23 protein-coding genes and 1 pseudogene are annotated in these 23,627 nt (G+C 73.2%); 9 read left to right on the top strand and 15 right to left on the bottom strand.

The genetic code is table 11. The features are described 5' to 3' along the window. Positions 1 to 47: 47 nt before the first annotated feature. Positions 48 to 1,706 carry an AMP-binding protein gene (locus tag I4I81_RS27010; RefSeq protein WP_275967490.1) on the bottom strand — a complete coding sequence of 553 codons (1,659 nt, stop codon included), beginning with the start codon at positions 1,704 to 1,706 and terminating at the stop codon, positions 48 to 50. Between the two features lie 125 nt (positions 1,707 to 1,831). Between I4I81_RS27010 and serS the strand changes: the two genes are divergently transcribed. After that, positions 1,832 to 3,097: a serine--tRNA ligase gene (gene serS / locus I4I81_RS27005; protein ID WP_218604859.1), complete on the top strand. Its 1,266-nt coding sequence runs from the start codon at positions 1,832 to 1,834 to the stop codon at positions 3,095 to 3,097. A gap of 9 nt (positions 3,098 to 3,106) precedes the next feature. Here the strand turns inward: serS and I4I81_RS27000 are convergent, their stop codons facing one another. Next, a complete protein-coding gene (locus I4I81_RS27000; protein WP_226363596.1) occupies positions 3,107 to 4,282 on the bottom strand; it encodes a S8 family peptidase in 1,176 nt (391 codons plus the stop codon). 113 nt (positions 4,283 to 4,395) lie between these two features. Here I4I81_RS27000 and I4I81_RS26995 point away from each other — a divergent pair, with 113 nt between their 5' ends. Continuing rightward, positions 4,396 to 4,992: an AMIN-like domain-containing (lipo)protein gene (locus I4I81_RS26995; protein WP_218616422.1), complete on the top strand. Its 597-nt coding sequence runs from the start codon at positions 4,396 to 4,398 to the stop codon at positions 4,990 to 4,992. Positions 4,993 to 5,032: 40 nt separating this feature from the next. On the opposite strand, the gene I4I81_RS31785 is transcribed toward I4I81_RS26995, so the two are convergent. The 5 genes and pseudogenes from I4I81_RS31785 to I4I81_RS26975 form a co-directional block, all read right to left on the bottom strand. Further along, positions 5,033 to 5,599 (bottom strand): TOBE domain-containing protein, encoded by a 567-nt coding sequence (locus tag I4I81_RS31785; RefSeq protein WP_443690198.1) that lies wholly within the window; start codon positions 5,597 to 5,599, stop codon positions 5,033 to 5,035. 39 nt (positions 5,600 to 5,638) lie between these two features. Continuing rightward, positions 5,639 to 6,064 (bottom strand): annotated as a pseudogene (locus I4I81_RS31780) (ATP-binding cassette domain-containing protein); the annotation flags it as partial. A 130-nt stretch (positions 6,065 to 6,194) separates the two neighbouring features. Next, on the bottom strand, positions 6,195 to 7,019 hold the full coding sequence (locus tag I4I81_RS26985; protein ID WP_226363595.1) for an ABC transporter permease: 825 nt from the start codon (positions 7,017 to 7,019) through the stop codon (positions 6,195 to 6,197). Continuing rightward, positions 7,016 to 7,795 (bottom strand): molybdate ABC transporter substrate-binding protein, encoded by a 780-nt coding sequence (modA, locus tag I4I81_RS26980; protein WP_218604913.1) that lies wholly within the window; start codon positions 7,793 to 7,795, stop codon positions 7,016 to 7,018. The genes I4I81_RS26985 and modA overlap by 4 nt, the downstream gene beginning before the upstream one ends. Further along, positions 7,792 to 8,196 (bottom strand): TOBE domain-containing protein, encoded by a 405-nt coding sequence (locus tag I4I81_RS26975; protein WP_218604912.1) that lies wholly within the window; start codon positions 8,194 to 8,196, stop codon positions 7,792 to 7,794. Before I4I81_RS26975 ends, modA begins: the two co-directional genes overlap by 4 nt. 83 nt (positions 8,197 to 8,279) lie before the next feature. Here I4I81_RS26975 and I4I81_RS26970 point away from each other — a divergent pair, with 83 nt between their 5' ends. From I4I81_RS26970 to I4I81_RS26960, 3 genes are all read left to right on the top strand, one after another. Then, positions 8,280 to 9,485 (top strand): acyl-CoA dehydrogenase family protein, encoded by a 1,206-nt coding sequence (locus tag I4I81_RS26970; protein WP_226363594.1) that lies wholly within the window; start codon positions 8,280 to 8,282, stop codon positions 9,483 to 9,485. 132 nt (positions 9,486 to 9,617) lie between these two features. Then, positions 9,618 to 10,679 carry a GTP 3',8-cyclase MoaA gene (moaA, locus tag I4I81_RS26965; protein ID WP_372453659.1) on the top strand — a complete coding sequence of 354 codons (1,062 nt, stop codon included), beginning with the start codon at positions 9,618 to 9,620 and terminating at the stop codon, positions 10,677 to 10,679. A gap of 6 nt (positions 10,680 to 10,685) precedes the next feature. Then, complete coding sequence (locus I4I81_RS26960; RefSeq protein ID WP_218604910.1) at positions 10,686 to 10,955, top strand: MoaD/ThiS family protein; 270 nt, start codon at positions 10,686 to 10,688, stop codon at positions 10,953 to 10,955. Positions 10,956 to 10,979: 24 nt separating this feature from the next. On the opposite strand, the gene I4I81_RS26955 is transcribed toward I4I81_RS26960, so the two are convergent. Beyond that, positions 10,980 to 12,062: an alpha/beta hydrolase gene (locus I4I81_RS26955; RefSeq protein WP_218604909.1), complete on the bottom strand. Its 1,083-nt coding sequence runs from the start codon at positions 12,060 to 12,062 to the stop codon at positions 10,980 to 10,982. A gap of 123 nt (positions 12,063 to 12,185) precedes the next feature. On the opposite strand from I4I81_RS26955, the gene I4I81_RS26950 reads away from it, so the two are divergent. Then, a complete protein-coding gene (locus tag I4I81_RS26950) occupies positions 12,186 to 12,770 on the top strand; it encodes a QsdR family transcriptional regulator (protein ID WP_218616421.1) in 585 nt (194 codons plus the stop codon). On the opposite strand, the gene I4I81_RS26945 is transcribed toward I4I81_RS26950, so the two are convergent. After that, positions 12,677 to 13,738, bottom strand: coding sequence for a P1 family peptidase (locus I4I81_RS26945; RefSeq protein ID WP_218616420.1), 1,062 nt, complete (start codon positions 13,736 to 13,738; stop codon positions 12,677 to 12,679). The two genes, I4I81_RS26950 and I4I81_RS26945, sit on opposite strands and share 94 nt — an antisense overlap. A 94-nt stretch (positions 13,739 to 13,832) precedes the next feature. Here I4I81_RS26945 and I4I81_RS26940 point away from each other — a divergent pair, with 94 nt between their 5' ends. Then, positions 13,833 to 14,528 (top strand): 2OG-Fe(II) oxygenase, encoded by a 696-nt coding sequence (locus tag I4I81_RS26940; protein WP_372453618.1) that lies wholly within the window; start codon positions 13,833 to 13,835, stop codon positions 14,526 to 14,528. Continuing rightward, the gene (locus I4I81_RS26935) at positions 14,528 to 15,172 is read left to right on the top strand and encodes an alpha-ketoglutarate-dependent dioxygenase AlkB family protein (protein ID WP_218604039.1); all 645 of its coding nucleotides are present in this window, start codon (positions 14,528 to 14,530) and stop codon (positions 15,170 to 15,172) included. Before I4I81_RS26940 ends, I4I81_RS26935 begins: the two co-directional genes overlap by 1 nt. Positions 15,173 to 15,326: 154 nt before the next feature. Here I4I81_RS26935 and I4I81_RS26930 read toward each other — a convergent pair whose 3' ends face one another. From I4I81_RS26930 to mftF, 5 genes are all read right to left on the bottom strand, one after another. Next, complete coding sequence (locus tag I4I81_RS26930; protein WP_218616419.1) at positions 15,327 to 16,058, bottom strand: SRPBCC family protein; 732 nt, start codon at positions 16,056 to 16,058, stop codon at positions 15,327 to 15,329. Positions 16,059 to 16,126: 68 nt separating this feature from the next. Continuing rightward, positions 16,127 to 16,978, bottom strand: coding sequence for an FAD binding domain-containing protein (locus tag I4I81_RS26925; RefSeq protein WP_218604041.1), 852 nt, complete (start codon positions 16,976 to 16,978; stop codon positions 16,127 to 16,129). Further along, positions 16,975 to 19,458 (bottom strand): xanthine dehydrogenase family protein molybdopterin-binding subunit, encoded by a 2,484-nt coding sequence (locus I4I81_RS26920; protein ID WP_218604042.1) that lies wholly within the window; start codon positions 19,456 to 19,458, stop codon positions 16,975 to 16,977. The genes I4I81_RS26925 and I4I81_RS26920 overlap by 4 nt, the downstream gene beginning before the upstream one ends. 2 nt (positions 19,459 to 19,460) lie before the next feature. Continuing rightward, positions 19,461 to 19,979 carry a (2Fe-2S)-binding protein gene (locus tag I4I81_RS26915; RefSeq protein ID WP_218604043.1) on the bottom strand — a complete coding sequence of 173 codons (519 nt, stop codon included), beginning with the start codon at positions 19,977 to 19,979 and terminating at the stop codon, positions 19,461 to 19,463. A gap of 218 nt (positions 19,980 to 20,197) precedes the next feature. Further along, entirely contained in the window at positions 20,198 to 21,658 is a 1,461-nt protein-coding gene (gene mftF / locus I4I81_RS26910; RefSeq protein WP_218604044.1) for a mycofactocin biosynthesis glycosyltransferase MftF, read from the bottom strand. Between the two features lie 110 nt (positions 21,659 to 21,768). On the opposite strand from mftF, the gene I4I81_RS26905 reads away from it, so the two are divergent. Beyond that, entirely contained in the window at positions 21,769 to 22,845 is a 1,077-nt protein-coding gene (locus tag I4I81_RS26905) for an alkaline phosphatase family protein (RefSeq protein WP_218604048.1), read from the top strand. 80 nt (positions 22,846 to 22,925) lie between these two features. On the opposite strand, the gene mftE is transcribed toward I4I81_RS26905, so the two are convergent. Then, complete coding sequence (gene mftE / locus I4I81_RS26900; protein ID WP_218604045.1) at positions 22,926 to 23,627, bottom strand: mycofactocin biosynthesis peptidyl-dipeptidase MftE; 702 nt, start codon at positions 23,625 to 23,627, stop codon at positions 22,926 to 22,928.

Raw genomic sequence — 23,627 nt, 5'->3', positions numbered from 1 at the left:
GGCACAGTGGCTTTACTGCCGAGTCGGGCCGGGGGCCGCCGGTGGACCTACGCGTTCTGCACCGCTGCCGCGTCCTCCAGGCCGAGGAGCCCGACGCTCTTCTCCCGCATCTCGATCTTGCGGACCTTGCCCGTGACCGTCATCGGGAACTCCGCCACCACCATCACGTAGCGCGGGATCTTGTAGTGCGCCAGCTTGCCGGTGGCGAACTCGCGCACCTTCTCCACCGTCAGTTCCTCGGCGCCGTCGCGCAGCGTCACCCAGGCGCACAGCTCCTCGCCGTACTTGGCGTCGGGCACGCCGATGACCTGGGCGTCGAGGATGTCGGGGTGGGTGTAGAGGAACTCCTCGATCTCGCGCGGGTACACGTTCTCCCCGCCGCGGATCACCATGTCCTTGATCCGGCCGGTGATGTTGAGATAGCCCTCGTCGTCCATGATCCCGATGTCGCCGGTGTGCATCCAGCGTGCCGCGTCGATCGACTCGGCGGTCTTCTCCGGCTCGTTCCAGTAGCCGAGCATCACCGAGTAGCCGCGGGTGCACAGCTCGCCGGGCTCGCCGCGGGGCAGCGTCAGGCCGGTCTCGGGGTCGACGACCTTGACCTCCAGGTGCGGCCCGACCCGTCCGACGGTGGACACGCGGCGCTCCAGCGAGTCGTCGGCGCGGGTCTGCGTCGACACCGGGGAGGTCTCGGTCATTCCGTAGCAGATCGACACCTCCGTCATCCCCATCCGGTCGACGACCTGCTTCATCACCTCGACCGGGCACGGCGAGCCCGCCATGATCCCGGTACGCAGCGAGGAGAGGTCGTAGTCGCCGAAGGTGGGGTCGTTGAGCTCGGCGATGAACATCGTCGGGACGCCGTAGAGCGACGTGCACCTCTCCTGCTGCACGGCGAGCAGCGCGGCCTTGGGGTCGAAGCCCTGCCCGGGGATCACCATCGTCGAGCCGTTGGACGTGCACGCGAGGTTGCCCATGACCATGCCGAAGCAGTGGTAGAAGGGCACCGGGATGCAGACGCGGTCCTCCGGCCCGTAGTCGCACAGGCGTCCGACGCTGTAGCCGTTGTTGAGGATGTTGTGGTGGCTGAGCGTGGCGCCCTTGGGGAAGCCCGTGGTGCCCGAGGTGTACTGGATGTTGATCGGGTCGTCCGGGCTCAGGTCGGCCTGGCGGCGGGCGAGCTCCGCGGCGTCGCCGGTGCGGCCGGGCTCCACGAGCGCGTCCCAGTCGGGAGTGCCGATCAGCACCACCTGGCGCAGGTCGGGGCACTTCGGCCGGACGTCGGCGATCATGGCCGCGTAGTCGGACGTCTTGAACGCCGTGGCCGCCACCAGCACGGAGATCCCGGCCTGCTTGAGCACGTACTCCAGCTCGTGCGTGCGGTACGCCGGGTTGATGTTGACGAGCACCACGCCGAGCTTCGCGGTGGCGTACTGGATCAGCACCCACTCGGCGACGTTCGGGGCCCAGATCCCGAGCCGGTCGCCCTTCTCCAGGCCCGCGGCGACGAGGCCGAGCGCGACCGCGTCGACCTCGGTGCGCAGCTCCCCGTAGGTCCATCTCCGGCCGGTCGGCACCTCGACCAGCGCGTCGACGTCGGGCTGCGCGAGCGCGGTGCGGTCGAAGTTGTCCCCGATCGTGTCGCCGAGCAGGGGCACCTCGGAGGTGCCGGAGGCGTAGGAGGGGACGGCAGGGGCCAGGGACACGGGAGGACCTTTCGCACGGCAGTGTGGTTCACCGCACATCCTGCGACGAGCGGCTCGCCCGTCGCCACCTCCGGATGGGGAGGCGTGCCGATAACCCGCTCGCGCACCGCCGATACCCTGGACCGATGCACGACCCCCGCGTCCTGCTCGACCCCGCCACCGACGCCGTCCGCAAGCTGGCGCGGCGCGGCTTCGCCCTCGACGTCACCGCGCTCGAGAAGCTGCTGGCCGCCCGCAACTCCGCGATCGGGCGCGGTGACGACGCGCGCGGGGAGTCCAAGCGCGTCGCCACCTCGGTCAAGGGCGCCTCGCCCGAGGAGCGCCCGACACTGGTCGAGCGGGCCCGCGAGCTCAAGACCGTCGTCGCCGCGGCGGAGGAGGAGCACCGCGCGCTGGAGGCCGAGCTGCAGGAGCTGCTGCTCGGCATCCCCAACCTCCCCGCCGACGAGCTGCCCGACGGCACCTCCGACGCCGACGCCGAGCTGGTCCGGAGCTGGGGTGAGCCGCAGCGGATCGAGAAGCCGCTCGACCACGTCGACCTCGGCGAGAAGCTCGACATCCTCGACTTCGCGCGAGCGACGAAGCTGTCGGGCCCGCGCTTCGCGGTGCTGAAGGGCAAGGGCGCGAAGCTCGAGCGCGCGCTCGCCCGCTACTTCCTCGACCTCGCCGAGCGGCACGGCTACACCGAGTTCTCGGTGCCCACGCTGGTCAACACCACGACGATGACCGGCACCGGGCAGCTGCCGAAGTTCGAGCAGGACCTCTTCCGGACCGGCGTCGACGAGCGCGCGCTCTACCTCATCCCCACCGCCGAGGTCCCGCTGACGAACCTGCACGCCAAGGAGACCCTCCCCGCCGAGGACCTCCCGCTCGCCTACACCGCACACACGCCGTGCTTCCGCTCGGAGGCCGGCTCCTACGGCCGCGACACCCGCGGCCTGGTGCGGCTGCACGAGTTCTCGAAGGTCGAGCTGGTGCGCCTCGTCGACCCGGCGCGCTCGCGCGAGGAGCTGGAGCTGCTCCTCGGCCACGCCGAGGCCGTCCTGCAGGGTCTGGGGCTCGCCTACCGCGTCGTGCGGCTCGCGGCGGGCGACATCGGGTTCTCCGCGGAGTGCACCTACGACATCGAGGTGTGGCTGCCCGGGCAGCAGGCGTTCCGCGAGATCGCCTCGGCGTCGGACTTCGGCGTGTTCCAGGCCCGCCGGGCCGGGATCCGCACGAAGGCCAAGGACGGCACCCGCGGCTTCGCGGCCACGCTCAACAGCTCGGCGCTGCCGATCGGCCGCACGCTCGTCGCAATCCTGGAGCAGGGCCAGCAACCCGACGGCTCGGTCCGCCTGCCGCAGGCGCTGTTCCCCTACACCGGCTTCGAGGTGCTGGAACCCGCCTGAACGACGGCGCTACAGCCCGCCGGTGTTGAGCAGCAGGTTCGGGGTGTCGCCCGTCTCGCCGCCGCGGACCACGCCGGGCGTCGCGTTCTGGACGAGCCACTGCTCGACGGTGCTGCTCGGGGCGTCGCCGAAGGTCTGCTTGTAGAGCGCGGCCACGCCCGCGGCGTGCGGGGCGGCCATCGACGTCCCCGTGTAGGACGCCGTGCCGCCGCCGGGGACGCTGGAGATGATCCCGGTGCCGGGGCCGTAGAGGTCGACGCACTCCCCCGTGCTCGACGACGACGCGCGCTGGTCGTCGATCGTGGAGTTCGCGACGACGAGCACCCCGTCGGAAGCGCGGGGGGCGACGCCGCAGTCGTCGCCGCCGGTGTTGCCCGCCGACGACGCGACGAAGACGCCGCGGCCGACCAGCTCGCTGACCGCCGCGAGCAGCACGTCGGACGGGCCGTAGCTCCACGACATGACCGCGACCGACGGGCCCCGCTGGTTGCGTGCCACCCAGTCGATGCCCGCGAGCAGCGAGGACAGGGTGCCGGCCCCCGTGCAGTCGAGGACCTTCACCGAGCGCACCTGCGCGCCCTTGGCCACCCCGAAGTCGCGGGCCGCGGCGATGCCGGCGACCACGGTGCCGTGGCCGTCGCAGTCGCCGGAGATGTCGTCGATGGTGTTGACGGCCTCGCTCGCGCGGCCGTCGAACTGCGGGTGGCTGACGTCGACCCCGGTGTCGAGCACGTAGACCGTGACGCCCTCGCCCGTCGCCCGGGTGGTGTAGCTGTTGTCCAGCGGCAGGTTGCGCTGGTCGATGCGGTCCAGGCCCCAGTTCTGCGGATTGGTCTGGGTGCCCTCGGTGAGCTGGTCGCTCATCCGCTGCGACCGCGGCTCCAGCGGCGTGATCCGCAGGTCCTCCTCGACGCCGATCACGCCCGGCCGGTCCTGCAGCTCCGCCACCTGCGTGCGCGAGAGCCGGGCGGCGAACCCGGAGAAGGCCCGTTCGAACAGCACCGTCGGCTCGACGCCCAGCGCACGCGCCGCGGCCCTCGCCTCGGCGGCCGTGCGGGCGTGCACGACGTAGTCGGAGGAGAGGTCCGGCTCGGGCTGGGTCGCGTACGCGGCCGGTCCGACGAGCGTCGAGGCGCACAGCAGCGCGATCACCAGAGGGGCGATGCGCATGATCAAGCGGGTCACAGGGAGCGACGCTACGTTCACCGCGCGATCACCGACAGGGACACGATAGGGGCTCGGGTGACGCATGTGCCTGATGGTGTGACGCTGGGTTGACGGCCCTATCCTCGGCCAGCATGAGCCGTACGCCGTCGTTCGCGCTGATCACCCCGCCGCTGATCACCCTGCTCCTGGTGGCGGGCTGCGCGGGCGCCCCACCCAGCACCCCGTCCCCGTCGGCGGTCCCGACGACGACCACGCCGCCCGCCGCGACGACGACCGCCCCCGCCCCGCCGACGGTCGTGCCGACCGCCACCGAGGCCTCCTCCGACGCCGGCGGGTTCGGGCTGCTCAGCGCGGTACGGGTGGCCGGGCAGGGTGCCACCGACCGGATCGTGTTCGAGTTCGCCGAGGCCGTCCCCGGGTACCGGATCTCCTACGTCGACCTCCCCGTCACGAGCGACCCCGCGGGCGAGGAGGTGCCGCTGGCCGGCAGCGCGGCGCTGCAGATCTCCCTGATCGGGTCGAGCGCGTACCGGGAGGTCGGCGACGCGGAGCCCGCGTTCCCGGTGCCGCGCCGGCTCTCCGGCGACACCTCCCAGGTCACCGAGCTGGTGAACCTCGGCGACTTCGAGCGCGTGCTCGTCTGGGCCGCCGGGGTGCGCGAGCGCACCGGGTTCACGGTCACCACGCTGGACGCCCCGCCCCGCCTGGTGATCGACGTCGCCCGCTGACCCGGCCCGCACACAGGCCGCGCGGGAGGTGTGTGCGGGCTCAGCCGGCGCCGTGGATGGCCACCTCGGTCGCCTTGATCACGAACCAGAGCTCGTCACCGGGCTCCACCGCCAGGTCGGCGACCGCGGCCGGGGTGACGTCGGCGGCGAGGCCGTCGGCCCAGGCCGGTCCGCCCGGCGCAGCCCCGGCGCGCAGCCGCACGACGTCGCCCCGCGGCTCGATCGCGGCGAGCCGGACCCGCAGCGCGTTGCGCGGGCTGCCGCCGGGCCGCGTCGTGTGGACGGCGACGGCCGACGGCGGGAACACCGCGACCGCCGCGTCCCCGACCTCGACGCCGTCGGCGCGACCGGAGACCAGCAGCCCGTCCGGGGTGCGCAGGCCGTCGACGTCGCGAACCCCCGGGATCAGGTCGAGCCCGGCGATCCGGGCGGTGAACGGACTGCGCGGGCGGGCCAGTACCTCGCGGGTGCCGCCGTCCTCGACGACCCGCCCCTCGGTGAGCACGACGACGCGGTCGGCGAGCACCAGCGCGTCGAGCGCGGAGTGCGTGACGAGCACCGCGGTCTGCTTGCCGTCCCGGATGACCCGGCGCAGCAACGCGCGCATCGCCGGGGTGGCATCGACGTCGAGGGCGGCGAGCGGCTCGTCGAGCAGCAGCAGCCCGGGTTCGGGCGCGAGCGCGCGGGCGAGCGCGACCCGCTGCTGCTGGCCACCCGACATCTGCGACGGCCTGCGGTCGCCGAGCGCGGCGGCGTCGACGCCCGTCAGCAGGACCTCGGCGCGCGCCTGGGCCTTGCGGCGCGGCACCCCGTGGGCCCGCGGGCCGAACGCGATGTTGTCGAGCGCGGTGAGGTGCGGGAACAGCAGCGCCTGCTGGGCCAACAGGCCCACCCCGCGCCGGTGCGGCGGGACGTGCACGCCCGCCGAGGTGTCGGTGACGACGTGCTCGCCGACCCGCACGAATCCCTCGTCCGGGCGCAGCAGCCCGGACAGCACACCGAGCAGCGTCGACTTGCCCGCACCGTTGGGTCCGAGCACCGCCAGCACCTCACCGGGTGCGGCGGTGATCGAGACGTCGAGGGTGAAGGACGGGCGCCGTACGACGATCCGCGCCTCCAGACCGGTGCTCATCGCACTCCCTCGCTGCTCGCGCTCGGTGCTGCGCGCAGGCGCTGCGTCGATGATGGGCCCGCAAGCTCGCTCATGACGCCACCGTCCGCGGCCGCGCGATCGCGATCACCAGGATCGCGACGACGACGAGCAGCAGCGACAGCGCCACCGCGGCGTCCACGTCGGACTCCCTGGCCAGGTAGACGAGCAGCGGCAACGTCCGCGTGGTGCCCTCCAGGCTCCCGGCGAACGCGATCGTGGCCCCGAACTCGCCCAGGCAGCGGGCGAAGGCGAGCACGGCCCCGGACAGCAGCCCGGGCAGCACGAGCGGCACCGTCACCCTCCGGAACGCGAGTGCGGGCGACGCCCCGAGCGTGGCCGCGACCGCCTCGTAGCGCTGCCCGGACGTCCGCAGTGCCCCCTCCAGGCTGACGACGAGGAACGGCAGCGCGACGAACGTCTGCGCGAGCACGACCGCGGCCGTCGTGAACGGCACGGTGATCCCGAACGCCAGCTCCAGCCCCTGCCCGACGAGCCCGGTGCGCCCGACGAGGTAGAGCAGTGCCAACCCGCCGACGACGGGCGGCAGCACCAGCGGCAGCAGCACGATCGAGCGCAGGAACTGCAGCCCGGGCAGCCGGCCGCGGGCGAGCACGACCGCGAGCGGCCCGCCCAGCAGGATGCAGATCGCGGTCGAGCAGGTCGCGGTGATCAGCGACAGGCGCAGCGCGTCGAGCGAGGCCTCGCTGAGCAGGAGCTCGGGCAGCCGCGGCCAGTCGGTCCGCAACCCCAGCCCGACCACGGGCAGCGCGATCAGCGCGAACGCGAGGCCGGCCGGGATCCAGAGGAAACGGGGAAGGCCGACCGCGGCCTGTTCGCTGCGGCCGACCCTCCTCGTGACGGGCGGAGCGGTCACGGAGCCCCGACGAAGCCGGCCCCCGTGAGCACGGCCTGGCCGTCGGCGCCGGTGACGAGGTCGGTCCAGGCCTGGGCCAGCTCGGGCTGCGGGGCCGAGGTCAGGACGCCGATCGGGTAGTCGGTGACGGCCGAGTCGGCCTCGGGGAACGCGATGCCCTCGACCGTGTCACCCGCCGACGCGACGTCGGTGACGTAGACCAGACCGGCGTCGGCGTTGCCGGTGGTGACGCGGCCCAGCGTCGAGCGGACGTCCGGCTCCTCGCTGACCGGGGTCAGCGTGATGCCGGTGGCCATCTCGACCTTCTCCGCCGCGGCACCGCAGGGGACCTGCGGGGCGCAGACGACCACCTGCAGGTCGGGGCGGGCGAGGTCGGCGAAGCCGGTGATGTTCTCCGGGTTGCCCGGCGCGGTGACGATCTGCAGCTTGTTCTGCGCGAACACCTCCGGGTCGCCCTCGATCAGGCCCGCGTCGGTGACGGTCGTCATCGTGGCCGCGCTCGCCGACGCGAACACGTCGGCCGGTCCGCCGTTGACGAGCTGCTGCGCGAGGTCGGAGGACGCACCGTAGTTCAGGACCACGTCGACGCCCGGGTTGTCCCTCTCGAACTGCGTCTCCAGCTCGGTGAACACGTCGGTCAGCGACGCGGCGGCGAACACCGTCAGCGTGCGCGCCTCGGGGGCAGCCGACTCCGCGGGTGCGGCGCTGTCGGTCGCACCGCCACAACCCGCCAGGGCCAGCACGGCCGCACCGACGGCCAGTAGACGCACCTTCATGACGCTCCTCCGGGGGTTTCCACGACCACGTTGGTCGACTTGATGACGGCGACCGCGAGGACGCCGGGTTCGAGCTTCATCTCGTGCACCGCTTCGGCGGACAGCAGGGAGACGATCCGGTGGGGACCGCACTGGATCTCCACCTGCGCCATCACCGAATCGGTCTTCACCGAGGTCACGAGCCCGACGAGGCGGTTGCGCGCCGAGCGCTGCACCCCCGAGGGGTCCGGTGGGACGTGGGCGCTCTCGCGCGCGAACTCGGCGAGCGCGGCCCCGTCGATCACCTTGCGGTTCGACGCGTCGGCATGCGCGGGGAGCGCCCCGGCCTCCACCCAGCGACGGACGGTGTCGTCACTGACACCCAGCAGTCGGGCGGCGTCGGCGATCCTGAACTGCGGCACGTGGCGGACCCTATATCCGATCCTGCGGTTTGGCCGATCGCCGTAGGAATATCGTGACCGGAGCGCTGTGGTCTGATGCGGGTGTGGACTTCGAACCCAGCGCCGTGGCCGCCGACTACACCGAGCGCATGCGCGCGTTCCTCGACGAGAAGGTCCTCCCGGCCGAGGCCGGGTACGACGCGTTCCGCGCCGAGCGCCGGGGCACGCCCGACGAGTGGGCCCTGCCGCCCGTCGTCGAGGAACTGAAGACCGAGGCCCGTGGCCGCGGGTTGTGGAACCTGTTCCTGCCGTCGCTCTCGGGCCTGACCAACCTCGAGTACGCGCAGGTCGCCGAGGTGTCCGGCTGGTCGCCGGTGATCGCCCCCGAGGCGATCAACTGCCAGGCCCCCGACACCGGCAACATGGAGACGCTGCACCTGTTCGGCACGCCGGAGCAGAAGGCCGAGTGGCTGGAGCCGCTGCTGGCCGGGGAGATCCGGTCCGGGTTCGCGATGACCGAGCCCGACGTCGCCTCCTCCGACGCCACCAATGTGCAGACGACGATCCGCCGCGAGGGCGACGAGTACGTCATCTCCGGCAGGAAGTGGTGGATCTCCGGCGCGGCCGACGACCGCTGCAAGATCTTCATCGTGATGGGCAAGACCGACCTGGAGGCGGCCACCCACCGCCAGCAGTCGATGGTCCTCGTGCCCCGCGACACCCCCGGCCTGACGATCACCCGCAACCTGCCGACGTTCGGCTACCAGGACCAGCACGGCCACTCGGAGCTCCTGTTCACCGACGTGCGCGTACCGGTCTCGAACCTGCTCGGCGAGGAGGGCGGCGGCTTCGCCATCGCCCAGGCCCGCCTCGGCCCCGGCCGCATCCACCACTGCATGCGCCTGATCGGCATGGCCGAGCGCGCGATCGACCTGATGGTGCGGCGCGCGCAGTCCCGTGTCGCGTTCGGCCGCCCGCTCTCGGAGCAGGGCGTGGTGCGCGAGCAGATCGCGCAGTCGCGGATCGAGGTGGAGCAGGCCCGGCTGCTCGTCTACAAGACGGCGTGGCTGATCGACCGGTTCGGCGCCAAGGGGGCCGCCACGGAGATCGCCGCGATCAAGGTGATCACCCCGCGGATCGCCTGCGACGTCATCGACCGCGCCATCCAGATCCACGGCGGTGCCGGCATGAGCGACGACACCCCGCTCGCGTACTTCTACGTCTGGGCCCGCGCGCTGCGCCTGGCCGACGGCCCCGACGAGGTCCACCTGCGCACGGTGGCCCGCCAGGAACTGGGCCGCCACAACTGACTCACCTTTCGGACAGCCGGAGAACCGGGTATCTGCGGCGCGGAACGGAGATCGGGTCCGCGTCTGCGGAGGCACCCGTTTTCGCAGGTCGGGGGCCGAATGGCCGAGTCACGGGCCGGTTACGCTGAGGGGGTGACGCCCTCCGAGCTCGGCCTCCCCGCAGTGCGTGGAGCCACCACCCGAGACCCGGCCCGGCCCGACGACGCCCGCCTGATCGACACCTTCGGGCGGGTCGCCACGGACCTGCGGATCTCGCTGACCGACCGCTGCAACCTGCGCTGCTCCTACTGCATGCCCGCCGAGGGCCTCGACTGGATGCCGCGCGACGAGCAGCTCACCGACGACGAGCTGATGCGCCTGATCGGCATCGCGGTGCGCGACCTCGGCATCGAGGAGCTGCGGTTCACCGGCGGCGAGCCGATGCTGCGCAAGGGACTGGAGGGTCTGGTGTCGGCGTCGGCCGCGCTGGAGCCCCGCCCCGACATCTCGTTGACCACGAACGGCATCGGCCTCGCGCGCCGTGCCGAGTCGCTGGCGGCCGCGGGCGTCAACCGGCTCAACGTCTCGATGGACACGCTGCGCCCCGAGCGCTTCGCCACCATCACCCGCCGCGACCGCCTCTCCGACGTCCTCGACGGCCTCGTCGCGGCCCGGGAGGCCGGACTCGGCCCGGTGAAGATCAACACGGTGCTGCTGCGCGGGATGAACGACGACGAGGCCTGCGACCTGCTGCGCTTCGCGGTCGAGGGCGGCTACGAGCTCCGCTTCATCGAGCAGATGCCGCTCGACGCCCAGCACGGCTGGGAGCGCACCGAGATGATCACCGCGGGCGAGATCCTGGAGAAGCTGCAGGCCGAGTTCACGCTCACGCCCGACGCCGTCGCCCGTGGCGGGGCCCCGGCGGAGCGTTGGATCGTCGACGGCGGACCGGCCGCGGTGGGCGTCATCGCCTCGGTCACGCGCCCGTTCTGCGGCGCCTGCGACCGCACGCGCCTCACTGCCGACGGCCAGGTGCGCTCGTGCCTGTTCGCCCGCACCGAGACGGACCTGCGCGCGATGGTCCGCGGCGGCAGCTCCGACACCGAGATCGCCGACACCTGGCGCCACGCCATGTGGGGCAAGCTCGCCGGCCACGGCATCGACGACCCGGGCTTTCTGCAGCCGGACCGTCCGATGAGCGCGATCGGCGGCTGAGGGAGGATGGCCACCGTGACCACCACCACCGTCGCCGTCCGCTACTTCGCGGCCGCCCGCTCGGCGGCGGGGGTGGAGACGGAGAAGGTCCAGCTCCCCGCCGACGCCACCGTCGCCGACGCCCTCACCGTGCTGCGCGCGCAGCACGGCCCGGGGTTCGGCACGGTGCTCGACCGCTGCAGCTTCCTGCTCGACGAGGTGGCCGTGCGCGACCGCTCGACGGTGCTGGGCGCCGGCGCCGTGCTCGACGTGCTGCCCCCCTTCGCCGGGGGCTGAGCCCCCGGCGACGAGGGGTGGGCCTCAGGACAGTGAGCGGGCGAACCCCGCCACGTCCCGCACCGCCGCGGCGTAGACGTCCGGCAACGCGGTCGGGAACAGGATCTCGCCGACGTGGCACAGCCCGGCGTTGGTCCGCCCGACCGAGCTGACCCCGGCCCGGAGCAGCAGGCGGTGGTAGGCCAGCCCCTCGTCGCGCAGCGGGTCGAGCTCGTTGACCGCGATGACGTGCGGCGGCAGCCCCTCCACGTCGGCGACGCCGGCGGCGTACGGCCAGCACGTCGGATCGGCGGCGTGTGCGCCGTCGGGGTCGTAGACGGCTCCCAGCACCGGGAACAGTGAGACGTTGAGCCAGTACCGGTCGTTCTCCCGCAGCGACGCCAGCTCCGCCGGGACCTCGGCCCACGAGCCGAGGATGTACGGGGACTGCGCGTAGACGCCGGCGATCTCGTCGGCCCAGCCGTCCCGCTTCGCCCGGAGCGCCAGCGCGAGGGACAGGTTGGCCCCGCCCGAGTCGCCCGTCACCACGACGTGCGAGCCGCCCAGCTCCGCCAGGTGCGCGTGCACCCAGCGCAGCCCCGCGACGCAGTCGTCGAGTCCGGACGGGAACGGGTGCGCCCCGAGCACCCCACCGCCGTTGCGGTACTCGACGCCCACCACGACGTTGCCCGCAGCGGCGAGCCGCCGACGCCAGTGCGTGTACAGCGGGCCCTCGGCCGCCAGCATGACCATCCCGCCGCCGTGCACCTGGTAGATGCACGGCACCGGCCCGTCGACGCCGTCGGGCCGGTGGACGTGGAGCCGGATCTCGTGCCCGCCGTCGCCGGTGATCGTGACCAGTTCCTCGCTGACGCCGTCGACCGGCGGGGCGTCCTGCGCCAGCGCGGCGAACAGCCCCTCGAACCCGACCTCCACCGCCTCGACGAACCCGAGAAGCTGCTCGCGCGGTGCGTCGGGGCCGAGCGGGGCGCCGTCGGCGTGCCCGTCGATGCCCAGCGCGGCGAACACCGCGACCATCCGGGGGTCGGCCCGCGGGTCGGTGCCGATCGTCAGGGACGGGTCGCCCAGGCGGCCGGGGGCGGTGCCCACGGTGGTGTCGGTGCTCATGCGCTCTCCTCGTCGAGATCGTGCGACACATCAGTCGTCTGTCGCGTCGATGCGACAGAGGCGCTTCTATGTCGCTAGTATGAGCTGGCTCACAGACCGCGTCAACGCCACCGGAGAGGACCCGTGTCCGCCACACCGTTGCAGCGCCGGCTCGCCGGGGGCACCGCCGAACGCCCCACCGCGCTCGACGCGTTCTCCCTCGCCCGTCGCACGTTCCAGGACGGGCAGCGGCTGGACATGCAGGCGCTCGCCGCCGAGCTGCGCGTCAATCGCGCCACGCTCTACCGCTGGGTCGGCTCACGCGAACTGCTGCTTCGCGAGGTGATCTGGTCGCTCACCGAACGCACGCTGGCCCGCCCGCCCGACGGGGCCCCGCTCGCGGAGACGCTCACCCGCTTCGTCCACGACGTCCTCGCCCACCCCGGCATGCACCGGTTCCTGGCCGAGGAGGGGGAGTTCGCGCTGCGGCTGCTCACGATGCGGGCCGGCGGGTACCAGCAGCGGTTGATCGCGCTGGTGCACGAGATGATCGACGCCGAGATCGCCGCGGGCCTGCTGCACAGCCCGGTCCCGGTCGACGACCTCGCCTACACCGTGGTCCGGGTCGTCGAGTCCTACGTGTACCTCGAGGTGATCACCGGCGAGGAGCCCGACGGCGACCGCGCGGGCCGGGTGCTCAGGGCGCTGCTGCCGACCACGTCGCGGTAGCCGCGCCAGCCGCCGACGGACTCCGCGGCGAGCACGGCGTGCACGGTCGCCCGCGAGACGACGTCGGCCGCCGCGGCCTGCAGCGCGAAGATCTCCGGCGGTCCCGCCGCCGGGCGGGCAGCGGTCGACAGGCCGAAGACGACGTCGCCGTCCATGATCGTGTGCACCGGCGAGACGGCTCGGGCGAGCCCGTCGTGCCCCATCGTCGCCAGGCGCCGGCAGCCCGCCTTGTCCAGCTCGACGTCGGTGGCGACGACGACGAGCGTGGTGGCGGTGCCCGGCTCCGGGGGTCGTCGCGGCTCCCGCAGCACGGCGCGGGCGGTCTCGTCCACCGTGATCTCCGGGAACTCCCCCGGTAGCCCCAGCCGCAGGGCGAGCGGCACGCCGGTGGCGGGGTCGAGCGCCGAGCCCACCGCGTTGAGGACGACGAGCGCGGCGACCGTCGCACCGCCGTCGAGCACGACGCTCGCGGTGCCGACGCCGCCCTTGAGACCGCCCGCGACGGCCCCCGTCCCCGCGCCGACCGCGCCCTGCCGCACCGGCCCGTCAGAGGCGTCGTCGTACGCGGCGGCACCCAGCGCGGCGTCCGGACGGGCGGCGAAGTCGCCGCCGCGGCCCAGGTCGAACAGCACCGCACCCGGGACGATCGGCACGACGCCGCCGGGTACCTCGAACCCGGCCCCCGCCGCCTCGAGCCGGGCGACCACCCCGCCCGCCGCGGCCAGCCCGTACGCACTGCCCCCCGTCAGCAGGATCGCGTGCAGGCGCTGCACGGTGGCGCCGGGGTCGAGCAGGTCGGTCTCGCGGGTGCCGGGGGCGGACCCCCGCACGTCGACGCCGCCGACGGCACCGCCGGGTGGGGCGAGCACGACCGTGGTGCCGCTGAGCGCTCCGGGGCCGTCGAGTGCGGCGTGCCCGACCCGCAGACCGGTGACATCGGTGAGGGCGTTGTGCTGTCCGGGACGCATGACGCCATCCTGACCCAGGTCAGTCGACCGCGACGGCTGCGACGACGACCAAGCGTCCGATTCCCGCCGGAGCGGACCCGCGGGAGGTGCCACGGTGGACGCCGTGCGCATCCTCGCGGTCCCGGACCCCGGCCCCCGTCTCGACGCCGACGGCGTGGCCGTCCTCCCCGGCCTGCTCACCGCGGACGAGTGCGCCGGGGCCGTCGCGCTGTTCGACGACGACGCCCGCTTCCGCAGCACCGTCGTCATGGCCCGGCACTCGTTCGGTGAGGGGAGCTACCGCTACTTCGCCGACCCGCTCCCGCCGCTGGTCCAGCACCTGCGCGAGACGCTCTACCCGCCGCTCGCGGAGGTCGCGAACCGCTGGGCGGAGCGGCTCGGCGAACGCGCGTTCCCCTCGACGCTCGACGCGCTGCGGGCCGAGTGCGCCGACGCGGGCCAGACCCGACCGACCCCCCTGCTGCTGCGCTACGGGCCGGGCGGCTACAACTGCCTGCACCAGGACGTCTACGGCGATCTGACGTTCCCGCTGCAGGTCGCGGTGATGCTCAGCCGTCCCGACGAGGACTTCACCGGAGGGGAGAGCGTGTTCGTGGAGCAGCGGCCGCGCCGGCAGTCCCGACCGGTCGTGCTGCGGCCGGCGCAGGGCGACGCGATCGTGTTCCCCGTCCGGCACCGCCCCCGGCTCGGTGCGCGCGGCTGGAGCCGGGTGCAGCTGCGGCACGGCGTCAGCGCGGTGCACGGCGGCAGCCGACATGTGCTCGGCGTGATCTTCCACGACGCGCGCTGATGGGACTCTTCCCCCGCGAACGTCGCGTGCTGGCGCCGGGCGCGGTGCACGTCCCGGACTGGCTCGACCTCGACCACCAGCGGGCCCTCGTCACGGCCTGCCGCGGGTGGGCGGCCGAGGGACCGGGGATCCGGGCCGCGACGCTGCCGAACGGCGGGCGGATGTCGGTCCGCGCCGTGTGCCTGGGTTGGCACTGGCTGCCCTACCGCTACTCCCGCACCCGTGACGACCAGGACGGGTCGGCGGTCACCGCGTTCCCGGACTGGATGGGGGACCTCGGCCGCGACGCCGTCCGCGACGCCTACGGCGACGGGCGCGACTACCGCCCCGACATCGCCGTGATCAACCACTACGCCGCCGACGCCCGCATGGGCCTGCACCGCGACGCCGACGAGTCGGCCCCCGACCCGGTCGTCTCGCTGAGCATCGGCGCGCCGTGCCTGTTCCGGCTGGGCAACACCGAGACCCGCGGCCGCCCGTGGACCGACATCGAGCTGCGCTCCGGTGACCTGGTGGTCTTCGGTGACGCGGCCCGCCTCGCCCACCACGGCGTCCCGAAGCTGCTGCCCGCCGACGACGTGCCCGACACGGGCCTGGCGGGTGGCCGGCTCAACATCACGCTGCGCGTGTCCGGCCTGACTTGATCCCGCGAGTCGCTGTTTCCACGCCCCCGAGTCGTACACCGACTCGGGGGCGGAGATCTCGCGACTCGCGGGCGTAGGAACAGCGACTCGCGGGGCGGACGCAGAACGGGCCGGTGCCGACGTCGTCGGACCGGCCCGTTCACCGAGGTGCTGCTCAGGCGCGGGCGCGCCGGATCAGGAAGACGATCAGGAACAGCAGCGCGCCGCCGCCGAGGACCGGGGCGAGGCGCTTGAGGACGGGCGAACCCGCGGTGTCGAGCAGGTCGATCGCGTCGATCTCGCTCTTCATCGGGGTGAACTGCCGCGCGGCGGGCGCGGTGGCCGTGACACCGGACGACGCCGGGGTCGACGACAGGGCCGGGCCCGCGGCCGCGGTGCCGTTCGTGCCGGCCGGGGCGTCGGCGACGGGGGCCGGGGCGGACTCCGCGGGGGCCTCCGCCTCGGGCGACAGCTTCTTCGCCACGCACGCCGCGAACTGACCGATGATCTTGTCGGCGACGTCGGAGATGACACCGCGGCCGAACTGCGCGGGGCGCCCGGTGATCGTCATGTCGGTGACCATCGTGACCGCGGTCTTGTTCGGACCGTCGGCGACCATCGTGCCGGTGACGGTGGCGTTCGCGGTGCCGTTGCCGCGGGAGTCGCGACCGCTGGCCTCGATCTTCACGGTGTGGTTGGCATCGTCGCGGTCGATGTAGGTGCCCTTGCCCTTGTAGGTGAGCGAGATCGGGCCCAGCTTCACCTTGACGGTGCCGCTGAACGACTCGCCCTCGTACTCGGTGAGCGTGGCGCCCGGGAAGCACGGCGCGATCATGTCGGGGGTGTTGAGCGCGACCCACGCCTTCTCGATGGGTGCCTCGATGGTGAACTTGTTCTCCAACTGCATGGGGTCTCCTCACGAGACAGACGCCCGCCCCGGTGGCCGGGACGGGCGTCTGCGAATCGGTACGAGCGTCAGCCCGCGGCGGCCAGCACCGCGCGGCCGGTCAGCACCTTGGCCAGGTGCTCACGGTAGTCCGCGGCGGCGTCGGCGTCACTCGGTGCCGCCGTGCCCTCCGTCGCACGCTCGGCCGCGGCGCGGATCGAGTCCGCGGTGGCGGCCTGGCCCACGAGCGCCTGCTCCACGCCGGTGGCGCGGATCGGCGTGGTGCCCATGTTCGTCAGCCCGACGCGGGCCTGCGAGATGGTGCCGCCGTCGACCTTGATGGCCGCCGCGACCGCACACATCGACCAGGCCTGCGCCGTGCGGTTGAACTTCTCGTAGTGGCTGCCCCACCCGGTGTACTTCGGGAACCGGATCTCGGTGAGGATCTCGCCCTCGCCGATGGCGGTGGTGAAGTAGTCGACGAAGAACTCCTGCGCCGACACCGTGCGGGTGCCGCCGGAACCGGCGATGACCAGCTCGGCCTCCAGAGCGAGCGCGACCGCACCCAGGTCACCGGCGGGGTCGGCGTGGGCCAGCGACCCGCCGAGGGTCCCGCGGTGGCGGACCTGGTTGTCGGCCACCGTCTCCGTGGCCTGGGCGAGCAGGTTGACGTGCTGCTTGACGAGGTCGTCCCGGACGATGTCGTGGTAGACGGTCATCGCGCCGATGGCGATCTTGTCGCCGTCCTCGCGGATCCCACGGAGCTCGGCGATCCCGCCGAGGTCGATGATCACCGACGGCGCCGCGAGGCGCAGCCGGAGCACCGGGATCAGGCTCTGGCCGCCGCCGAGGATCTTGGCGTCGTCCCCGCCCTGCTCCAGGGCCGTGATCGCCTCCGCGACGGATGCAGGCTTGACGTAGTCGAACTTGGAGGGGATCACGACTCGGTCTCTCCCTGCGGGTTGTTCGGGTCGATCGAGCCGAGGCCGGCACCCGGGCTGTGGGTGGCGACGTCGGTCTCGGTGGTGCTGACGCCCTTGGCGGCCTGGATGGCCCGCCACACGCGCTGCGAGGTGCAGGGCATCTCGACGTTCGTCACGCCCAGGTGGCGCAGCGCGTCGATGACGCTGTTGACGATGGCCGGCGTCGAGGCGATGGTGCCCGCCTCGCCGACGCCCTTGACGCCCAGCGGGTTCGACGTGGCCGGCGTCGACACCGTGGCGGTGTCGAAGTTGGGCAGGTCGGCCGCGGACGGCAGGGTGTAGTCGACGAACGTGCCGTTGACCAGGGTGCCCTGGTCGTCGTAGTTCGCCTCCTCGAACAGGGCCTGCGCGATGCCCTGGGCGAGACCGCCGTGCACCTGGCCCTCGACGATCAGCGGGTTGACGACGGTGCCGATGTCGTCGACGCAGACGTACTTGCGGAGGTCGACGTGCCCGGTCTCGGTGTCGATCTCGACGGCCGCGAGGTGCGTGCCGTGCGGGAACGAGAAGTTCTCCGGGTCGTAGACGGCGTCGGCGTCGAGGTTGGGCTCCATGTCCTCGGGATAGTCGTGCGCCATGAAGGCGGCGAACGCGATCTCCTGGATGGCCTTGCCCTTGTCGGTGCCCTTGACCGTGAACGTGCCGGCCGAGAACTCGATGTCGTCCTCGGACGCCTCGAGCAGGTGCGCGGCGATCTTCTTGGCCTTGGCGACGACCTTCTCCGCGGCCTTGACGATCGCGATGCCGCCGACGACCAGCGAGCGCGAGCCGTAGGTGTCGAGGCCCTTCGGCGAGATCTGCGTGTCGCCGTGCAGGATCTCGACGTCCTCGAACGGCACGCCGAGCTGGTCGGCGACGATCTGGCTGAACGCCGTCTCGTGGCCCTGCCCGTGCGCGGACGCACCGGTGATGACCTCGACCTTGCCGGTGGCGAGCATCCGGATGCTGGCGGCCTCCCAGCCACCGGCGCCGTAGGCCAGCGAGCCGAGCACGCGGGACGGCGCGAGGCCGCACATCTCGGTGAACGTCGAGATGCCGATGCCGAGCTGCACCTTGTCGCCGTTGGCGCGGCGCTCGGCCTGCTCGCGGCGCAGGCCCGCGTAGTCGAAGGACTCCATCGCCTGGGCGGTGGCCTGCTCGTAGTTGCCCGAGTCGTAGGTCAGACCCACGACCGTGGTGAACGGGAACTCCTCGTGGGTGATCCAGTTCTTCTTGCGCAGCTCCATCGGCTCGATGCCGAGCTCGACCGCGAGCTCGTCCATGATCCGCTCGATGCCGAACGTGGCCTCGGGACGACCGGCGCCGCGGTAGGCGTCGGTGAGCGTCTTCGTGGTGAACACGTTGGTGCAGGTGAACTTCAGCGCCGGGAACTTGTAGATCGAGTTGAACATGAACGCGCCGAGGATCGGCACACCCGGGCCGACGAGGCCGAGGTAGGCGCCCATGTCGGCGAGCAGGTGGACGTCGAGGCCGGTGACCGTGCCGTCGCGCTTGGCGGTGATCGTCAGGTCCTGGATCTGGTCGCGGCCGTGGTGCGCGGCGAGCAGGGACTCCGAGCGGGTCTCGTTCCACTTGATCGGCTTGCCGGTCTTCTGCGCGAGGACGACGCAGAGCATCTCCTCGGGCAGGACGCCGATCTTGCCGCCGAAGCCGCCGCCCACGTCGGGGGCGATGACGCGCAGCTTGGACTCCGGGACGCCCAGCGTGACCGTGGTCATGGTGCGCAGGATGTGCGGGACCTGCGTGGCGGCCCAGACGGTGATCTGCTCACCGGTCGGGTCGACGACGCACGCGCGCGGCTCCATGAACGCCGGGATCAGGCGCTGCTGGATGAAGCGGCGCTTGAGGACGATCGAGTCCGGGTCGGCCTCGGCGGCGGCGATGGCCGCGGCGACGTCCTCGCCGGTGCCGGCCGCGCCCGAGTCGAAGACCCAGGTGGCGTTCTCGTTGGTGCCCAGGTCCGGGTGGACCAGCGTGGCACCCTCCTTGATCGCGTCCTCCATGTTGAGGACGGGCTCGAGCGGCTCGTAGTCGACCTCGACGAGGTCGGCCGCGTCGCGCGCCTCGGCGGCGGAGCGGGCGAGCACCACGGCCACGCCCTCACCGGCGAAGTGCACGGTGGTGGTGGCGAGCAGCGGGCGCTGCGGGGCCTTCATGTCGGGCGTGATCGGCCAGGCGCAGGGCAGGCCGACGGCCTCGACACCCAGGTCGGCGGCCGTGTAGACGCCGATGACGCCGGGCGAGGCCTCGGCGGCGGACTTGTCGACACCGGTGATCGTGGCGTGCGCCAGCGGCGAGCGCACCACGTGCAGGTGCAGCATGCCGTTGAGGTTGATGGAGTCGGTGAACTTGGTCCGGCCGGTGATCAGGCGCGCGTCCTCCTTGCGGGTGCGCGCCTTGCCGAACTCGAGCGTGGTGGGATCAGCGGTGGTCGTCATGCTCAGTTACCCCCTCCGGCCACGGAGACCGGGGCGTCGGTCTGGGCGTGCGCGCCGGGCTTCATCTTCTGCGCCGCCGACTGCACCGCCCGGACGATGTTCTGGTAGCCCGTGCACCGGCAGAGGTTGCCCTCGATGCCCTCACGGACCTCGTGCTCGTCGGGGTCGGGGTTGTCCCCGAGCAGGTCGATGGCCTGCATGATCATGCCCGGCGTGCAGTAGCCGCACTGCAGGGCGTGCTTCTCGTTGAAGGCTTCCTGCACGGGGTGCAGCTTGCCGTCGCGGGCGATGCCCTCGATCGTGGTGACCTCAGCGCCGTCCGCCTGGACCGCGAGGACCGAGCACGACTTCACGCTCTGGCCGTTGAGGTGCACGGTGCATGCACCGCAGTTGCTGGTGTCACACCCCACGAGGGTGCCGGTCTTGCCGAGGCGTTCCCTCAGGTAGTGGACCAACAACGTACGGGGCTCGACGTCGTCGGCGTAGTTCACGCCGTCGACGGTGACCCGGACCTGTGCCATATGTGTTCTCCTAGGCAACGACATCGGTGACTGTTCACGCACCACGCCCTTGTGGTGGCGCCCACATCTCACCGCTGATCATCGGGCCGTGCAACGAAGCCCACCCTGATCTCGCCGGCCGCGATCGACCCTGGTCACGCCTATCTCACAGCGACTCCGCTGACGCGGGTCGGATTCCGAATCGACTCCGCAGGAGCGGAGCAGAATCGTCAAGTTTGTCAACCATTTGGACCAACCCTGACGGACGGCCCGGACGGCGTCAGCGGAGCGACGGTGCGGTACCCCGCGGCGCCCCACCAGAGCCCCGCGCCGTAGGCGAGGTCGTCGAGGCGGTGGGCGAGCAGGTGTGAGGCCGGGTCCGGGCGGACACGGACGTCGCGGTCGCGGTGGCGCCACCAGTCGACCGCCCCCTCGGCCAGCGCGATCGCGAGCACCCGTCGCCGGGCCCGGCGCGAGACGGCGCACGCGGCCAGCGACAGCGGCCAGTAGTGGCGCGTCACGGCGTCGGCGGTCTGCGAGAGCGCCCCCAGCGACCCGAGCCCGACCAGCCGGGCCGCGGTGGCCCGCGGGTGCCGCACGTCGAGCCTGCGGGAGAGCCGTTCGACGGCCACCGCCCCCACGACGCCCGCGGCGGCGACCGCCCACGGCCGCGCGAGCAGGGCCAGCCCGGCGACGGCCGCCGAGGTCGGGCTCAGCACCATCGGCGGCACCGATCCGTGGTGGCGCAGCGCGAGCGGGGCGGCACCCGTGCCGTACTGCGCCTTGCGCCACCACCACTTCCCGAGCGCGGTGCGGTGGTCGTGGGCGACGCGCGAGCCGGGGGCGTAGCGCAGCCGCCAGCCTGCGGCGTGCAGGCGCAGCACGAGGTCGACGTCCTCCGCGACGTGCATGTCCTCGTCGAACCCGTCGCCCACGGCGTCGCGGCGCACCACCATCGCCGCACTCGGTACGTAGGCGACCCGGGACCGCGGCACGATCAGCGCGGGGTCGGGGCCCAGGTCGAGCGAGGAGTGCACGGCCTCGTAGCGGCCCAACCAGCCGACGACCGGTGCGAGCGCGACGATCCGCGGCGCGGCCAGCCCCACGGCCGGGTCGGCGAACACCGCGAGCAACGGGGCCAGCCAGCCCTCCTCGGGCTCGACGTCGGAGTCGAGGAACGCGACCAGCGGCGTCGTCGCGGCACGCAGCCCGGTGTTGCGGGCGGCGGACGCCCCACGGCTCACCTCGTGGCGCAGCACGGTGGCCCGCGGCCCGGCGGCCGCGCGGATGGCGTGCGGGTCGGCGGAGCCGTCGTCGACGACGACGAGAGCGCCCACCTCCCCGATCGCCGCGACGAGGCGCAGCAGCCCGTCGACGCGGTCCTTCACCGGTACGACGACGGTGACGGTCTCCGGCCCCGGACCGGGCGGCCCGTCGACCGGGTGCGCGATGCCGACGTCGAGCAGGCGGCGGGCGAGCGCGCGGGATGTCGGCCCGTCGACGGTGAACGCACCCCCGGCGAGCAGGGCCCGTCCGGCGGGGGCGAGCTTGAGCATCCGTGGTGGGGCCCCGCCGAGGAGCACCGCACCGTCGTCGACGCCGCGGGTGCGGCGGTCCAGGGCCACCCGGAGCCCGTCGGGGAGCACGGTGTCGGCCGGCCCCGCGCCCGGTCGGCCCGGTCGCGTCACCGTCTCGGGCATGCCGCAGCCGTTTCGTGCATGCGGGCAGCCTAGGTGTCTGCCACGCTCGCGCCGTGGATTCCCTGCCCCGCTACGGTCACCGATCGCTCGCCGAGGTGCTGCCCGCACTCATGCACGCGCTGGGGATGCCGGAGCCGGCGTCGGACCTCGTCGTGGAGCCGGTGCGGGCGGCGGCGCTGCTGCTCGTCGACGGGCTGGGGCGCGAACTGCTCGACGCCCATGCCGCCGACGCCCCGTTCCTCGCCTCGCTGCCCGACGCCGGACCGCTGACCGTCGGCTTCCCGTCGAGCACCTCGATCAGCCTCGCGTCGCTGGGCACCGGGTTGCCACCGGGCGCGCACGGGCTGCTCGGCATCACCTTCCGCCTCGACGGCGAGCTGCTCGACTCCCTGAAGTGGACATCCCACGGCACCGGCCGCCCGGTCGACCTGCGGGAGTCGCAGCCGCCGGAGCAGGTCCAGCCCGCGCCCACCGCGCTGGAACGGGCGGCGGCCGCGGGGATCGGCGTCACCGTGGTCTCGAACCAGCTGTTCCGCGGTTCCGGGCTGACCCGCGCGGCGCTGCGCGGCGGGCGCTTCCGCGGCGTGCACGCGCTCGGCGACCTGGCCGCGGAGGTGCTCGCCGCACTGGCCGGCCCGGAGCGCAGGCTCTGCTACGGCTACCACGCAGACCTCGACGCGATGGGTCACCTGCACGGCCCCGGCAGCCTCGCCTGGCGGCTGCAGCTCTCCCAGGTCGACCGCCTGGCCGAGCGGATCGTGGAGAATCTGCCGCCCGACGCCGTCCTCGCGGTGACCGGTGACCACGGCATGGTGTCGGTCGACCGGATCTTCGACGCCGACACCGACGAGGCGCTGCAGCGCGGGGTCCTGCTGCTGGGCGGCGACCCCCGCGCCCGGCACGTCTACGCCCGCCGCGGCGCGGCCGACGACGTGCTGGCCGCGTGGCGGGCCGTCCTCGGCGACGCCGCCTGGGTGGTGCCCGGGGAGCAGGCCGTGGCCGACGGATGGTTCGGGCCGGTCTCGCCCGGGATGCGCGACCGGGTCGGCGACGTCGTGGTGGCCACCCGCGGCACGACCGCCGTCATCCGGTCCGAGGCCGAGCCGCTGATCTCGACGATGCCCGGCCAGCACGGCTCGCTCACCTCCGCCGAGCAGCTCGTACCGCTGCTGCTGGCTACCGGATGACGCGGTAGCGCAGGTGGGTCACGGTCGGCGACGCGATCACCTCGACGGGCTCCAGCCCCATCCCGGTCACGCCGCAGTCGTCAGCCGAGGCGGCCCCGGTCGTCGGGGAGCCAGCGGGCCAGGCGCTCGCGCAGCTGCCCGACCATGTCCCCGAGCAGGTCCTCGCCCTCCCGCGCGGTCGCGCCGCGGGGATCGCCGAGGATGCCGTTGGGGCTGGCCGCGGCCACCCCGCCACGGACCAGGACGGGCAGCAGGTCCCGCAGCGGGGCGGTGTTGCCGGGTTCCAGCGCCTCGATCCGGACGACCGACGGGTCGAGCGCCAGCATGATCGAGGTCTCGGTGCGCCCCGCGTGGGCGTCACCGCGCGGGACGGCGCACCCGAACCACGCGACCTCGCGGCCCTCGTGCCGGAGCTGCGCGACGGCGTCGGGCACGGTCGGGAGGTTGCCGCCGTGGCCGTTGACGAACACGAGCCGCGCCGCCCACTGCGCCGCGCTGCGGCCCAGCTCGACGAGCACCGCGCGCAGGGCGTCGTGCCCGATCGACAGTGTCCCGGCGAACCCCTCGTGCTCCCCGGACGCCCCGTACGCCAGCGGCGGTGCGACGAGCAGCGTCGGATCGCCGTCGGCGGCCCGACGGGTGACGGCGGCGGCGATGCGCGCGTCGGTGTCCAGCGGCAGGTGCGGACCGTGCTGCTCCAGGGATCCGACGGGGACGAGCACGGTGGGCCGCGGGCCGACGAGGTCGGTCCAGGCGCGTTCTCCGAGGCGGTTGGCCGTCAC

The organism is Pseudonocardia abyssalis (assembly GCF_019263705.2).
Classification (GTDB): domain Bacteria; phylum Actinomycetota; class Actinomycetes; order Mycobacteriales; family Pseudonocardiaceae; genus Pseudonocardia; species Pseudonocardia abyssalis.
The sequence above is the reverse complement of the archived record's forward strand: the minus strand, read 5'-3'. Positions and strand labels throughout refer to the sequence as shown.